This is a genomic window from Allobosea sp. 05T422_2 (assembly GCF_056396265.1).
In genome coordinates this window covers 1-15,291 of the sequence record NZ_JBFTLD010000202.1, presented here as the reverse complement: position 1 = coordinate 15,291, position 15,291 = coordinate 1, and the positions used below count along the sequence as shown (strand labels likewise).

Below are 15,291 nucleotides of genomic sequence, written 5' to 3'. Positions count from 1 at the left end.
CCTCGAGGTCGAACAGGGCGGCGTGAACCGGCACAGGAAAGGTCAGGGTCGCTTCGATGTCGGTCGCTTCCACATTCCGGTAGGTCCGCTTCGTCGCGACGATGGCGACGCCGGCCTCGATGCGGACATCGATGCTGGTCGCCACCAGCGGAACCGGATGGGCCAGGCGCGCCGATGACGCTGCGGCGATGAAGGCGGCGAGAGGATCAATCCTGTGTTGCATCTGTTCCGCCGTCTGCCGCATGCGCATGCTCCTTCAAGAGATCGGTCAGAAGGCGCTGGACGCCTTCCACCAGAGGTTCCACGGGCTGACCTGTCCCCATCAGGTCAGGGCTCACGACAAGCGTCACACCGGGCGCGATCGGGAATGGGGCTCCCTCGCGCGCCTGGAGGAGAAGTTTGATCGCCGCTGGCGGAAACCCGAGTTCGCGCAGGCGCCGATAGCGGGCGATCGCCTCGAGGTGATCGTCCCCATAGTCGGCGTTGGCCCTGCCGCCGCGCGGCGGAGCCAGGAGCCCTTCGGAGATCAGGTAGCGCACCTGGCGCTCCGGAATGCCGGCGCGCTCGGTCAGCTCGCGGATGTTCATGATCGCCCTTTCGACAAGCTATATGTCGATAGGCAGGATCGACATCAAGGCCTTTCTACAAGATTTTTGTCGTAGGCCTGAGAGGGCTCATTGGAGCGCGCCCTGTCCCGCACCTGCGTGGATTGGCGGCTTTCATACGTCCTGCAATCATTCATGCGCTTCGAATTCTAGTTACCGGTTATCACGCTGTTCGCTTGCGGCCCCGCGCGGAGGCGAGCGCACCGCCGACAACGTGCCAATAGTCAGTCCGTAGATGCAGGATCGCTTGGGGTTCTAACCAGGCAACATTAACCCACCGGATCACTTGCAAGGCTCCATTTCTCAAGATCAGGAAGTCTCGGCTGGAGCCCATGCGCACCTCTCCCGCGAGGGGAGCAGTCCCTTGCCATGCGCTTTTCAGCGCAACCTCCCGGACAGCAGCACAAATATCTTGGAAATGAACTTTCAACATCTTCCAATAACTTGAATTAAATTCTTGATATTAATTCTTCAATATTCCGTTATTTTTAAGCCAAACTTCAAATCCATCCTTGGTTCGCGAGGCGCGCCAGAGATCTTTGTAGGAAGTCATGGGATATTTCTTCTCATTTGAGAAGAGATACTTATCAAATCGATGCGGCCGGATTGCTCGCCTGCTAAGATACGCCATCACGTCGTCCCCTGGTTTTGACTAGACGGTGGGTTCTGTTCGTCGTCGGTTGCCGCCTGTCATTTTTTTTGGAAACATTCGTTTCGAATATGATTTCCGAACGCCGCCACCTACATGAGCGAGGCAGCGGAGAAAAAAGCGGACAATATTGAGCACAACTTGTTGCAATTGCAGGAGAATAATAAATCATGTTGTAATATTGCCTAGCATCTTTCCACTCCTCGAGGAGGCGGGATGAAGGTCATCGGATATAGCTGGGCGATAGACGAAGCGGACGATGATGCCGGCGAATGGGAGGCCGCGAGGCTTTCAATCGAGCAGTACGCCAGGCGCCATAGATGGCAGGTCCGCGGTATCTATCTTGAAGATGCAAGGGAAGCATTCATCGCATTCGACCAGCGAACCCAGGGCAGAGATGTCCTGAGGATGCTTGGCCGCGGCGACACCCTCATTGTTCCTGATCAGGGCTGCCTTTTTCGTACAGCGTCTCAAGGGATCACGATCCTCAGAATGTTGCAGGAGCGAGAAGCGAGCGTTCACAGTCTTGATCTGGGCGGGGACATCGCACGGGGTAAGCTGTCGGAGGTGCTCATTGCCATTCTCGGGCCCCTCGCAATCGGCGAACGACAGCTGCCCGCCGAGCGAATGCGGATCCTGAAGATAAGGGAACGAAGCGAACAGCGTTATCTCGGCGGAAAGGCGCCGTTTGGGTTCACAGTCAATTCGAGTGGTGAACTCGAACCGGACCGGCGCCGACGCGCCATTCTGCGACGAATGCTCACGCTCAGGTCCCAAGGGCATTCCCTGCGCGCCATAGCGGCGGCAATGCGGAAGGAGCGCATCGAGATTAGTCACGTGGGCGTAGCCAATGCCTTGAAGGCGGCCGGCTACGTTGAGTCGGATGCCTCGTCCCAGCGGCGGTCTCGGCAGCGCACGGACGCCCGAAAGTCCAAATCCAAGCGGAACTTGGAGCGTTCACGCCCATGAAATACATTGGTCTGAACCTTGGCTCATCACCATGACCGCGCGGGCGGCTGCGCAACCCAGAGCAGCTACGCCGCCCGCGCTAGCCGTCAGACCCACCATCCACTAACAATCAAATCGGACCTCTCGGTGGGGGCGGATCAGTCGAACTCCCCTGATCGTGTCTGGGCTGAGCACACACACACTAGTAGATAAGGGCGAGCAAACCTTTGGCCGGAAATAGCAAGCGGCGGAAACGGTCATAACATATTTCGGAGTGGTCCGGTTCGGGGGGCATTAGGGGGCACGTACTCCCGCCACGACCAGATTTGGCTCCGAACATCGTCCTTTACTTGCTACTGGGCGGTCGGCTTCGACACTGACGGGACATCGCCGAGGTCGAGAAGCGGGGCTGCCTGGCCGCCCTCGTCACCCGAGCCGCAGCCGGTAGGCGAGCTKGCGGCAGCGCTTTCTTCAGCTCATCGACCAGCCCGTCCTTCGCGGAAACAGCCCGCGGATCACGCCCAGCAAGCAACTGATCCAACGTATCCTTCTTGATGACCATATGCGCCTCCATCGGCGTTACTATGGCCCTGAACACAAAATAACGGACAATCCCCCGCACGCGGATCACGATCAACCCAGATCCGCGACCGCCTGAGCGCGGCGCTGGCCAAGCGACTGACGACCAATCGCGAGATACCCGCTCGGGTCGTCGGAAGGGAGACCAGGTCGCGTGGCAAAGCCGTCGAACTCCCCGCACATGTCTGGGACGCACAATCCTTTGGCAGAAAATAACAAGTGGCGAATGCCGCAGCAACCTATTTAGCGTGGAGGGCGCCAGCAGCTGACTGACTGTCCTTAGGTTAGGAGCGACGAAGCTTTCTCTACAGCCCGAGCTTGATGCCAAGTCCCAATCAGTGCGCAAAACCATCCTTGGTCCGACGCCGCTCGATTTGCGGATCCCACTGACATCTCGCCGGAGACGGCTGTGCGATAGCATGATCGCCTACCGTGATATTGTTGGAGGATCGATTGAACCATCTGCGGAAGACCTTGATTGCACACGGCCGCATCGCAATGAGGGCGCTCCGTGTCGATCTGGCCAAAGCTGGCGCTTTTGGCACAGCCGTTGTGACTTTCGAGCAGGCGGCCGCCCGCCTCGCCGGCGGCTTTTCTCGCGGAATCGACAACGACACACTCACCGGCGCAATCCATGAGGCTCTGCCATCGACAGACCTCCGCGAGCTCGACGGGATCAAGCTGCTGCCGGGCATGACGAGCGCGGCGGCCGAGACCCTGCACAAGGTCTGGCGATCCGGCATCGACCTCCAGGCACGAGCGGGCGAGAACTCACGTATCGCCGCGGTCGCTGCCTTGGAGCAGGCCGTCATTACCAAGTTACCAGCCGGTATGATGCGGCCTTGCGACCTGGTCGAGCGCGCGATCGCCCGGATCGAGCATGCTCCCGCGGTCCTTGGATCGATCGAGATCATCGGCCAGACCGAGATGTCGCCCTGCTGGCGCCCGCTTCTGCTGGGGCTGACGAAGCATGTGCCCGTCACTTGGCAGGCCGGGCCGCGGCATGTGCCTGCCTGGCTTGATGGAGCCGGCGTCGAGATTATCCGGGAGGACGCTGCTTCGCCAAAGCTGACAAACGTGAGCACGGCGACCGCGCTTCACGAGGTGATCGAGGCGATCCGGTGGGCGCGCGAGCTCGTTGCCTCCGGGCGGGCCAAACCCTCTGAGATCGCGATCGCCGCGGCAAGCCCCGCCGATTACGACGACCACATGCTGACCCTGCGCAGCGATGCCAACTTAGATATCCGCTTCGTCCACGGCACGAGCGCCATGGCGACGCGCGAAGGACAGGCTGCTGCTGCCCTCGCCGACATTCTCTCGCGGGGACTGTCGCAGGCGAGGCTTCGGCGCCTGTCGTCGCTGTGCAGGGATACAGGGCCGTTCGCTGACCTCCCCGAGCGTTGGTCTCGCATCCTGCCGGAAGACGCACCGCTGTCGTCGCTGTCGGCCTGGAACCGCTTCATGGCGCAAGTCTCTGCCAATGACTGGCCGGATGAGGTCGATCACAGCCAGCAGCTCAAGGCGATCGTCCAGACGCTCGCAGGCGGGTTGGCGAAGGCAGAGGAGATCGGTCGCGAGATCCTKCCGAAGCCGGCGCTTCGTATCTGGCTCAAGGCTCTGGGGAACGGGCCTGCCATCGCCATCCCGATCACACTCGGCGGGATCCGCCTCGACGACAGCGCGCCGGCGCCCGCTTCCATCGCCTGGATGCCGGCCTCAGCTCTGTCTGCGAGCCCGCGTCCCTTCGTGCGCCTGCTCGGGCTGACTTCGCGCGCCTGGCCGAGGCTGGCGTCAGACGATCGCCTGCTGCCCGATCACATCATCCCGAGCGAAGAAATCGACCCGCTTCCGATCGGAACGGCGGACCGGCGTGACTTCGAGACCATTCTCGCTACCGCCCGCACTGAGGTGGTGCTCTCGCGCCCCCGGCGTGACGGTGAAGGCCGCATGCTGGGCAAGAGCCCGCTCCTGCATGGCCTCCATGGTGCTGACGTCTATCTCCAGCGCAACCGGACGCCGGCCCATGCGATGAGCGAAGTCGACCGTCTGGCCGCCAGGGTCGACGAGTTCCGCGCAACCCCGCTGGCCGCATCCGCTGAAGGCTGCTGGATCGACTGGCATCTCGCTGTAATCACGCCTCATGACGGGTTGGTCCGGGCAGATCATCCGGCACTCGATTTCGTCCTGGCTCGCAGCCAGTCGGCGACCTCGCTGCGCAAGCTCCTGCGCGACCCGCTCGGCTTCGTCTGGCGATATGGCCTGGGCCTCAAGACGCCTCGCATGGGCACCGAGCCACTGACTCTCGACAATCGGGGCTACGGCGAGATCMTGCATGCGACGCTCGATGGCGCCGTCAAGCGCCTCGAGGCTGCGGGAGGATTGGCTGGTGCCAGCCAGGAGCAGGTCGAAATCGCGATCGCGGCTGCCGCCCAGCAAGTCGCGGCACAGTTCGAGGCGACACAAGCCGTGCCGCCACCGGCGATCTGGCTCAGGACCCTCGACGATGTCCGCAATCTCGCAGGCATCGCTGTGCGGCCACAGGACGAGGCTCCGTTGCCCGGTCAGAAGAGCTACGCGGAGGTGCCGTTCGCGCGCGCTGACCACGAGGCCTCGGCCGATCTGCCCTKGGATCCAAAACAGTCGGTCAGAATTCCCGGTACGGGCTTCCTGATCTCGGGCTTCATCGACCGGATCGATCTGGCGGGCGACACCAGCATCGCCAGGGTCAGCGACTACAAGACCGGCAAGCCGCCCAAGGCCGACGAGGCCTTCGTCATCAACGGCGGCAAAGAGCTTCAGCGCTGCCTCTATGCCTTCGCGGTGAAGGTCCTGTTGGGCGACGACGTCCATGTCGAGGCTGCGCTGCGCTACCCGCGTTCCGGCCGGACAGTTCCGCTTGAGGACGCGAATGCGGTCCTGGGCGAGCTGACCGGATACCTCGCCACAGCGCGGGACAGTCTGAAGTCCGGACACGCGTTGCCTGGGCCCGATACCCCCGACCAGTACAACGACCTTCTTTTCGCGCTGCCGGCGAATGCGAAGAACGGCTACCACCCGCGCAAGCAGGGGGCGTCGACATCAATGCTCGGGCCGGCGGCCGCTGTTTGGGAGGCGATCTGATGACTGCTGTTTCGCGAAGCCTGCCCGACCAGGCGAACCGCATCGTCGCCATGACGGCGCATGACCGTTCACTGCTGATCGAGGCCGGCGCCGGATCCGGCAAGACCGCGATCATGGGCGGACGCATCGCCATGATGCTGGTCTCGGGCATCCGTCCGCGCAGCATCGCGGCGGTCACCTTCACGGAACTCGCAGCCAGCGAGCTTCTGGCGCGCGTCCGTCAGTTCGTTGAGGAGTTGTCGGCCGGCCGCATCCCGGTCGAGCTCGCCAGCGTCATCCATGGCGCGCTCGATGCTCAACAGAATGCGAACCTCCGGCGTGCCAGCCAGGAGATCGACGAGCTGAGCTGCTCGACCATCCATGGCTTCTGCCAGAAGCTCATCAAACCCTACCCGGCGGAAGCCAGCATCGACCCAGGCGCTTCGGTCGCCGACCGCAACGACGCCGACTTCGCCTTCATGGACCTCCGGGACGCCTGGATCCGTGATCGGCTCGGTGCCAACGGCAGCCAGCTCCTGATCGAGATGGTCGCCGTCGATCCCGGTGAAACGGTCGCAGCCATCGAACGCGTGTCCGACTGCATGCGCCGATCGCGCGAGATCCTGCCACCCCCTTCGAAGGCCGTGGCGGGCCCCGCCGGCGACTTCAGACAGTCCGTCAGCGCGCTGCGCGCCTTCATCAGTGGCGCACCCTGCGTGGATCCCGACACGGCCGACTTTGTGGTTGCGTTCGAGCGCATGGCGGCAGCAGTGCTGCCGGCGCTCACTGATGAGGGCCCCGCCGTGCTCGTGCGCCTGGTCAACGAGGCGCCCGACGATGCGGTGTGCACGAACTCCGGCACCTTCAAGGCTTATCGTCGCAAGGGCGCCTGGCGCACGGCAGCCAGGGCAGCGGGGCTCTCCCAGGCCGAAGCCGATCGCCTCTTCGGAGAGGCGGAGAACTTCTACGAGGCGGTCTGCGAGGCTTGGGATCAGCTTGTTTCGAATGCGGCCGGCCGATTGCTGGCGGCGCTCATGGCCGAGTTGCGGCCACTGATCGAGCAGTTCCGCGACTATAAGCGCGCGGCCGCCCTGCTGGACTTCGACGACCTGATCGAATCCGCGCGCGGCCTGCTGCGCAAACATGAGCCTGTTCGGCAGGCGCTGGCTGCCCGCTATGCCCATGTCCTCGTCGACGAGTTCCAGGATACCGATCCGGCCCAGTCCGAGATCTTCTGGCGCCTGTGTGGCGAGGATGTCGACGGCTCCGGCGATTGGTCCACCCGCGCCTTGCGGCCGGGCGCGCTGTTCCTGGTCGGCGATCCCAAGCAGGCGATCTATCGCTTTCGCGGGGCCGACGTCCGCGCCTATGTCGCTGCGCGTGAAGCCATCGCTGCGCAGGATCCGGCTAATGTCCTTTCGATCGCGACGAACTTCCGCTCGTGCCGGTCGATCCTGGAGTTCGTCAACGGGCGCTTTGAGACCCCACTCTCGATCAACAACCAGCTAGGCTTCACCGCCCTCGATCATTGGCACGCCGATCGCGGCGAACACCCTTGCGTGGCAGCTCTCGATTTCGAGGGGCCCGCGCAGAAGGATGCGGAAGCGAGCAAGGCGGCCGAGGCTGAGGCCGTCGCAGAGCTTTGCGCGCGCCTGATCGGCAGCCACCAGGTCCATGATCACAAGACCGGCGAGATCCACCTCTGTCGGCCGGGCGACATCGCCCTGCTGGCGCCGACGGGCAATGGGCTCTGGCGTTTCGAGGAGGCGCTGGAGCGCCGCGGCGTGCCGGTTGCGACGCAGGCCGGCAAAGGCTTCTTCTGGCGCCAGGAGGTCCAGGACCTGATCGCACTGACACGGGTTCTGGCGGACCCGCGTGATACCCTGGCACTCGGCGCGCTGCTGCGCGGACCGCTCGTCGGCCTGACCGACGAGGTGCTGCTCGATATTGCCTGGGCGGTGCCCCGAAGCGATGGCCAGGAGGGCCCGGGGCGGTTCACGCTGTGGGTGGAACTCGACCATGTCGCCAACCCGGTCGCCAAGGATGTCCTGGCGCGGGTGCAGGGGCTCGCAAAGCGCGGCAACGCGACAACGCCTCATGACCTCTTGTCGCAGGCCGTCGCCGAGATGCGGGTCCGGCCGACGCTGCTTGCCCGGCATCAAGGCCAGGCCGAGCGCGCCCTCGCCAACGTCGATCTCTTCCTGACGATGGCGCGCCCCTATGCAATCCGAGGCTTGCGCACCTTTGCCGAGGCGATGACCTCCGCCTGGGAGGATGACAGCAAGGCCGGGGAAGGCCGTCCGGACGCCCAGGAAGAATCCGTCTCGCTGTACACAATGCACGCGGCGAAAGGGCTGGAATGGCCGATCGTGCTGCCAGTGAATACCTCCACTGGGATGATGAATTCGGTCGGCGCGGTAATCGAGCGCGGCACCTCGCACCTCTACTGCAAGATCTTCGGAGCCGCGCCCTCGGGCCATGACCAGGCGACGAGCGATGAGAAGGATGAGATCGCGCGCGAGCGGGTCCGGCTCTGGTATGTCGCTGCGACCAGGGCGCGCGACCTGCTCATCCTGCCGCGCTCTTCCAGCGGGGTCGACGCCCGCAGCTGGCTCGGCGTGGTCGATCTGACGATCGGCGATCTGCCTGCGGTCGATGTCTCGGCTTATGCCGACGCTGTTCCGGCCCTTCTCGCCTCCGCGGTGAACAGGCAGACACGCTCGACTTTCGCCTCGGAAGCCGCCGCGGTCGCCACCGCATCCAGGGGATTGATTTGGAAGGCACCTAGCGACCATCGCGACGCTGACAAGGCCGAGCCGGTCGCGGACGAGCCGTCGGTCATCGGCGGCGGCGAAGCGTCCGAGGGCTATGACCTTCCAATCGGAAGCGACATTCAGGGCGGCCGCGAGCGCGGTCTCGTTATGCACAAGCTGTTCGAGGAGGTGTTGACCGGTGAAACGGCCGACGACCAGGCCAGTCTCGCAGCGCGGGCTGTGGTGCTTATTCATGAACTCGGGCGGACGCCGGCGGACCATCCCGGACGGGGCTGCAATCCGGCTGAACTGGCCGCTGCAGTGTCGAGGGCCTTGAACCTGCCGGAAGTGGCGTCCGTCCGCGGATCGCTCGTCCCTGAGTGTCAGGTCTATGCCTTCTCGGAAGGAGATGCCGCTGACACCGTGACTTTCGGCATCGCCGACGCGATCGGGTTCGGCGATAGCGGTGCGTCGTTGGTCATCGACTGGAAGAGCGACGTCGATCCCGATGAGAAGGTCGTCGCGGTCTACCGGGGACAGGTCAGAGATTACCTGAACGCGACTGGCGTCGCCGTTGGCCTGATCGTATTTGCAACCACCGGGCGGGTGGAGACATTGAATCTATGAAAAGCCGACCGAAGCTCGGTGATCCGCGTGCGGCGCAAGACTGCGGCTTTCCTCTCCTTTGGTATCAACGGAGACGTTGTGGTCGAGGCGTTCACGGCGACTTAGCGCGAATATCCGACAGCTCCGCCAATTTCGTGACGGGCGCCAGATGTGGAAGGTCRCATCGCTGATCCCATGCTCCCGGCAGATGTCCGCCACCGCAAACCCGGCCTGATGCTCCTTCAAAACCGCGATGRTCTGCTTCTGTATTCGGTCCGCCTCCGTCAAGACCTCTCGGGTCCGAGCGCCGCGGGTTCCTTGCTTCTGTCCGTGGTCGGCGAGGCCGCCACATGATGGGTTTCGGATGGATGGTCAGTTCAAGCTATTCGGCGTAGTCGTCCGCCCGGAGGCGTACGCCACGACAGATCGTACGAACTCGACTATCCCACGCCCCGCGACGGGCGCCTCGGGGGACGGCAATGGCGCTTCTATGCCGCCGCCGCCGTCCACCGGAACTCAGTTCCATCGACCCATTGGAAAAGCCGGCCCGAGACACGATCTCCGAGACTCGGTATAAGAGATTGATTTCGCATCGTTATCGCCTAGAATTGGCATTCGTTTTTTGGGCCGATGCTCTATCGTATGGGTGGCCTTTGCACGACATTGAAATACATGAGGTCTCCGATGACTTTGCATGCTGCTGGCAAGCGGCAGGCCGTCACATCGAGCGACAAGTGCAAGCCCAGATTCCTTGGTTGAAGGCGAATCTCGATCCGCCCTTCCTTGAGCATCTATCGTTCCGGTTAGGCAATCAGCTTTTCTTTGTCCGCCTTGAAGATGTTGACCGAAAGCTTGAGGTGCCGGCGAGCCGGCAAGGACTCCTGGCGATTGCGGAAGGCTGCAATGGACACGCGTGCCTCATGCCTATGCAGCGCGAAAGGGAGGGTTGGATCGCAACTGGGTCGGGTTGGGGTCTCCTCGACTTGCGGACAGGCAGATCGCTTGATCCGGTTTCGCTGGTTAGCGACGAGCCAATTGAGATGACGGACTGGGAGTTGCAAGACTTTGCCGTCCAGATCGTACGCGACCATTTGGAGACGCAGGGTAGGAAACTGATGTCATGGCAGGGCAACCCCTCGGCCGATCCCTCGATATGGTTCATCGGGAATCATGGCCCGGAATGGGTCCTGGTTCGAGCGGTTCGACATTCTAAGAAATCGGCGGAACTGCCAGGAAATTGGCACGCGATTGCTGCAAAGGCTTCGCGCATTGGCAAAACAGGGCACTTTGCATCGGTTTCCCTGGTGAATGCAGAAGGTGGCGTTGACCGATCTGATGGCGGTCCGCCGGTGCCGCTCTGGCGGGGGCACGCGATATTGGCTTCATTCGAGAGCCTCGTGCCGGGACCTTAATCCCAGCATGCGCGGTTTGCGATTATATTAAACGTTATGACCATGAGGAATTCTCAGGAGCTTGGGCGAGCCGGAGTAAGTCCTGAGTTTTTGCGAGTCATCGGCGCCTCATGTCAGGACGCGATGTTGTCGGCATCAGATCTCATGCGCTTTATGAGTTGCCTACTCTCGATGACCGCGTCATCCGCTGGAGGAAACCTTGCGGGGCATAGAGTTCCTCTGATCAACGTCACCATCTTGCGAGCCAAAAATCTGGCGCGGGTGTTCGGTTCGCCGCGCTTGCGGGAGGCAAAATGCGAGACTGTTGAACAGATGCGTTTGGTCAATGCGCTTTGTGCACCGCCCATTTCACATTAAGCGAAGATGACTGACGAAGACCGATTTGTAATGCGCCAGCGGAACGACAAGACTACTCTCGTCCACTAGCTCTCGACTTTTTGATTCGGCAGAGATCGAGAGTCAATCGTCTGCAATGGCGTGACTGGTCTGCAGCGTGCAGTCCACAATCCGTGCTAGCCGGGGGGGTAGCATTTTGGAATTCAGACCTGACGAGTTGGCGGCAGCGCATCCATGGAACCGGGCAGTTTTCACAACCTACGCGCTTAGTCTGTCATTTTTTGAAGCAGTGGTCCTCGATAACCTCGTAAGAGGCGGCACTAGCGAAGCTGTAATCATTGCTGACGCGGAAGGCGTGCGTGCGGGTCTATCCGAACAAGGCGCCCAGCGCGCCGGTCGAGACTACGAAATCGAACCTGTCGCAATGGACCGCGGTATATTTCATGCCAAAATTTCCGCCTTTGCTGGGGATGGGGAATGCCACCTGGTTGTTGGATCAGGTAATCTCACCTTTTCGGGTTGGGGTCGCAGCCTCGAAGTCGCAGAACACCTCCATCCGAGCTTCGCGGGCGACGCCTTCGACGATGCCGCACGTTTCTTCACCACACTCGCTTCGTCCACACGCGCCACGCACGAGGCCGGCCCTCATTGTTTGGCCATCGCCGCCGACATCGAACGCGCAGCCGCAGCATCCCCGCGAGACGGCTCCTTTAGGCTTTTACATTCCCTAAACGCGCCCATCGCGGAGAGCGTCCGGGAGCTGGCCGATGGTCTTGGCGGCGCGACCAGAATTATTGCAGCAGCTCCTTACTGGGACAACGGAAACGCGATTAGCGATTTCTGCGACATGCTCTCGCTCGACCATGCTTTCGTTCATGCTCATGGGGGCGGAACCGTGGAAGGGTCGATGGGAAGTAACTGGCCGTTCAACGCCAGGATCGACATCAGACCAGTCGAGGCCGAGCCGTTCGCTGGGAACCGGGCGCTGCGCATGCACGCTAAAGCTTTCGAGATCTTGTGCAGGAAAGGCCGGATCCTTGTTTCTGGAAGCGCAAACGCGACCGCAGCTGCGCTGACGGGACAGACCAATATCGAAGCCTGCGTGGCGCGCGTTCAGCGCGATAGAATTCTTGGCTGGACAATGGAAGCTTCGACTGTCCCGCCACCAACCCCGGCCATCGAATCCGACGACAACGATAGCGATGGCAAGCCCGGCGTGCTGCGTGCGGTTCTCAGTGGCGATACCGTTAGTGGACGAGTGCTCTCGCCGAGGCTGCGCGGCGAGGCGAAACTCTATCGACTTGGGCCGAACGGCAGCGTCTGCCTCGCCGACCTCACACTCCAGGAAGGCGGTACCTTCGCCGCATCGGTTCCCGGCGTTGAAAGCGAAGCACTCAGGGGCGGGAGGTMGGTCCTCAGGATCGAGGCCGAAAGGGGCGTGTCTGAAGGCTTCGCGTCGTTGGCCTCGGTCACGGGGCTGCGCAGGTTCACTGGCAGGGCGGCCGCCAGCTTCATGTCAATTCTGACGGGCACGGAGACAGAAGAGGACGTCCGGGTCCTGATGGAGTTCTTCCACGATAACCCGTCATCTCTGGGGCCTTCGGGCCCGTCAGGAGTTGGCAGGCATTCGGCGGGAGCCCGCGCACGCCCAGCAACGCCATTGGCTGTGACCGACCTCTGGAACGCCGACCTTCCAGCGGCGCCGGGCACGATGGCTCCCGCAGGGCACGATCGGAGCTGGATGCGCTTCATGGATATGCTCCTATCAGCCATGCGCGAAAAGCGCGGACCGCTGCATGACGAGAACGAGCCAGATGATCCGGACAATCCGGACAATGTAGACGACGGCAAGCGCGCCAAGAAGACCGTCCGCAAGGGAAAGCGGCAATTGCTCGAGACGTTCGAAGTCATTTTTGACGCGATGCTACCCAGTGGCGCGAGCCACGTTCGGGTGATGACAGCTTTCGATATGGCCTCGTACTTGTGCGAGCGCATGCCCGATAAGATTCCGCCCGGTTCTGCCGAACGCTGGCTCAGACGGCTTGTCGAGGCCATATCGTCTGGACCCGTTGACGGGCCCCGAAAGGAAGCTGCTACCTCCCTCGTGATGGGACGTATGGCAACCCAGTCCGAAGACCCAGCAAGGCTTGCGCGCGGTCGCCTGCTAAGAATGAGGGTCGATCTCGGGGGCCCTCCGCCCTCGCCTGCGCCAATGTCATCCTTTAGCGCAATAATCGGCCAACCGCGGACGTACCCAGATATGTGGGAGGAAGTTCGTAACTGCAGGACACTGCGCGAACAGGCGCGCTTTTATGTCGACGCGCTCGCTGCAGGCACTCCGTCGGACAACTATTCTGCCCTCTTGGGCGCCCGAACGAGCGAGGCAAAGATTCTCCAAGACGCCTTCCGTTCAGAAAAGGGACGCGACAAGGTGCTGGTACTGGGGCGTTGGTCCCCATCCTGCCCAAAGTGCTCTCGGTCGCTTCCGAAGATGGAAGAAGGAAAATTGCGCGCCGCAGGGGTGGCCACCGCCGCCAATTGCTGTGGACGGGCGCTCGTCTGGCCGGAGGGAAATGATGGCTGAACCGAACCGTAAGCTTCTCGATCTGGCTGCTGCCGCCGCCGCCTCAGACGGGTTTGGCCTGATCCAGGCCCCGAAAATCTCGCCGAGTGCGATCGATCCACTTGGACTGCGCAGCACCAATTTCGAACATATGGCTCGCGTCGCCGAGGGGTTAAATAATGTGGCACGACACGTTCGGCCATTCTCCTTTGTTGCGTGGGCATGGCACCGTGCGCTGACCCTCACATCCTTGCTTGGGCTCGACACAAGCGGACCCGAGCTCAGGGCATTTGTCGCCCGGTGCGAGGTGATTTTCCTGTGGTCTCTGATGTTGGCCGACAAGGATGTGGACCTCCCCGGCAAGCAGCCGATCGCCAAGTCTATCGGAATGGCCCCGGGCACCGCCTATACGTTCTCAGGCCCGGCTTGGAACGCCTTCCGCGACAACAGAGAGGGCTCGACCGCCCTGCAGGCCGCAGCAAACTATGGCCCGGGGCTGCGCGCACTCGGCTGGCTCATGCGAAATGCCTCAGACCCTCAAGGAAACGCCATGGTGCCAGCGCCTAGTGCGCGCCCCGCCATCCTCGCATTCGAAGCGCTGATCGCAGACCGTCTCGTTCATCCCGCCTTCAATGATTTCGGCCCGGTCACCGTCACAATGGAAGAGGCGCTCGCATGGGCTCCTGCATGGGCGCTAGGCAACCTGACCGTGGAAGAACAAGCACACGCTGCCCGCAACATAAATGGTCACGATGCCCATCCTGACAGGCGTAGCGGTCTGTCGCTCCTTATTGCCGCCGCCAACCGCCGCGGTGCTCCGTCCTTCGCTGCCCTACCTGACGAAGCGGTCGCCGACGTTAGGAATGCTCTGGCTGGCGAGGCGAGCGACTTTGCACCGCCACCCGAAAGCCAGGAGGTCTCAGAACGCTGGCGTAGACTGCAAGTCAGACAACTGTTCCGCCATTCGCTGGAAGCGTTCCTCGCCTGGACCATTGACGCGATCACCGAGCGGCCACGCGATACGGCTGCACTGGTCGCCGCGTTTATTAAGCAGGCTGATCTCGACCCGAGCGCCCCAGCGTCAGAGTGGCTCGCCACGGCCGCCGCTGACGATCCGGTCTCAAAGGCGGTCGCCGCAATCAACACAGCCCTCAAGGAAAAAGGCAGGCAAAGCCTGCCAGCAGCGATTGCGCGCGGACTTGCGATCAGCCTTGCTGCGGCACAATCCGATCCGGAGCCCTTCGACCGCGAGGATCGCCTTCCCGTTTCAAGAGCGAAGTCTCAGGCCATCTCGAGAGCAGACGAGCCCCTGCGCGGCCTGATCAGGCACGCCATCGAGACATGGGTCCTTGCCCAACACGTATACTGGGCCGTGGGGCGAKGCTTGCAGGACGCAAGACAGGGCGCGCGTTCAATCCTACGGTTGAAGGTAGTGATGGAAGAAGGGGGCTGGACTGTGATTCCCGGAACGCGACCCATGAGCCCTGCACCCACCGGGGACCGTGTGCGTACCGCGATGACGCTGAGCTACGAAAGCGGCTTGATGTTTAATCCCGCAGCGTGAATCGACGCACTCGACCGTTGGACGGTGCGGATTGAACGAACCCGCTGACGCGGGAAAGCTGCGGGGTTTGTGACGGGAGGCTCCTGCTGGGAGGGTTTGGGTGTTGAAGCCACCCAGCCCAGCAGGAGCTCCCGATGACCGAAGCCAAGCCGATGAGCGCCCTTCGTCGCCGCATGA

The 15,291-nt window shown here is 62.3% G+C and carries 9 protein-coding genes and 1 pseudogene; 6 read left to right on the top strand and 4 right to left on the bottom strand.

Features of this window, described 5'->3' with window-relative positions:
* Together AC1DJT_RS26375 and AC1DJT_RS26370 are read right to left on the bottom strand one after the other, a co-directional pair.
* A partial coding sequence (locus AC1DJT_RS26375; RefSeq protein ID WP_476835195.1) for a hypothetical protein occupies positions 1-223 on the bottom strand: 223 nt, incomplete at its 3' end.
* Entirely contained in the window at positions 207-587 is a 381-nt protein-coding gene (locus AC1DJT_RS26370; protein WP_476769476.1) for a helix-turn-helix domain-containing protein, read from the bottom strand. The genes AC1DJT_RS26375 and AC1DJT_RS26370, both read right to left, overlap by 17 nt.
* 883 nt (positions 588-1,470) lie before the next feature.
* Between AC1DJT_RS26370 and AC1DJT_RS26365 the strand changes: the two genes are divergently transcribed.
* Entirely contained in the window at positions 1,471-2,223 is a 753-nt protein-coding gene (locus AC1DJT_RS26365; RefSeq protein ID WP_476769477.1) for a recombinase family protein, read from the top strand.
* Positions 2,224-2,641: 418 nt separating this feature from the next.
* On the opposite strand, the pseudogene AC1DJT_RS26360 reads toward AC1DJT_RS26365, so the two are convergent.
* Positions 2,642-2,764: pseudogene (locus tag AC1DJT_RS26360) on the bottom strand (IS256 family transposase); the annotation flags it as partial.
* A 470-nt stretch (positions 2,765-3,234) separates the two neighbouring features.
* On the opposite strand from AC1DJT_RS26360, the gene AC1DJT_RS26355 reads away from it, so the two are divergent.
* Together AC1DJT_RS26355 and AC1DJT_RS26350 are read left to right on the top strand one after the other, a co-directional pair.
* Entirely contained in the window at positions 3,235-5,901 is a 2,667-nt protein-coding gene (locus AC1DJT_RS26355) for a PD-(D/E)XK nuclease family protein (RefSeq protein WP_476835194.1), read from the top strand.
* Positions 5,901-9,260 carry a UvrD-helicase domain-containing protein gene (locus AC1DJT_RS26350; RefSeq protein WP_476835193.1) on the top strand — a complete coding sequence of 1,120 codons (3,360 nt, stop codon included), beginning with the start codon at positions 5,901-5,903 and terminating at the stop codon, positions 9,258-9,260. The genes AC1DJT_RS26355 and AC1DJT_RS26350 overlap by 1 nt, the downstream gene beginning before the upstream one ends.
* Here the strand turns inward: AC1DJT_RS26350 and AC1DJT_RS26345 are convergent.
* Complete coding sequence (locus AC1DJT_RS26345) at positions 9,255-9,527, bottom strand: transposase (RefSeq protein ID WP_476835192.1); 273 nt, start codon at positions 9,525-9,527, stop codon at positions 9,255-9,257. The genes AC1DJT_RS26350 and AC1DJT_RS26345 overlap by 6 nt on opposite strands.
* Positions 9,528-9,892: 365 nt before the next feature.
* Here AC1DJT_RS26345 and AC1DJT_RS26340 point away from each other — a divergent pair, with 365 nt between their 5' ends.
* The 3 genes from AC1DJT_RS26340 to AC1DJT_RS26330 all read left to right on the top strand — a co-directional run bounded on the left by AC1DJT_RS26340 (position 9,893) and on the right by AC1DJT_RS26330 (position 15,114).
* Entirely contained in the window at positions 9,893-10,651 is a 759-nt protein-coding gene (locus AC1DJT_RS26340; RefSeq protein WP_476769480.1) for a hypothetical protein, read from the top strand.
* A 532-nt stretch (positions 10,652-11,183) separates the two neighbouring features.
* Entirely contained in the window at positions 11,184-13,571 is a 2,388-nt protein-coding gene (locus AC1DJT_RS26335) for a phospholipase D-like domain-containing protein (protein WP_476835191.1), read from the top strand.
* Positions 13,564-15,114: a hypothetical protein gene (locus AC1DJT_RS26330; RefSeq protein ID WP_476835190.1), complete on the top strand. Its 1,551-nt coding sequence runs from the start codon at positions 13,564-13,566 to the stop codon at positions 15,112-15,114. The genes AC1DJT_RS26335 and AC1DJT_RS26330 overlap by 8 nt, the downstream gene beginning before the upstream one ends.
* The last annotated feature ends 177 nt before the right edge of the window (positions 15,115-15,291 follow it).

Coding starts and splice junctions, on each gene's coding strand:
- AC1DJT_RS26370 (WP_476769476.1), bottom strand. CDS start 587: ATGAACATCCGCGAGCTGACCGAGCGCGCCGGCATTCCGGAGCGCCAG.
- AC1DJT_RS26365 (WP_476769477.1), top strand. CDS start 1,471: ATGAAGGTCATCGGATATAGCTGGGCGATAGACGAAGCGGACGATGAT.
- AC1DJT_RS26350 (WP_476835193.1), top strand. CDS start 5,901: ATGACTGCTGTTTCGCGAAGCCTGCCCGACCAGGCGAACCGCATCGTC.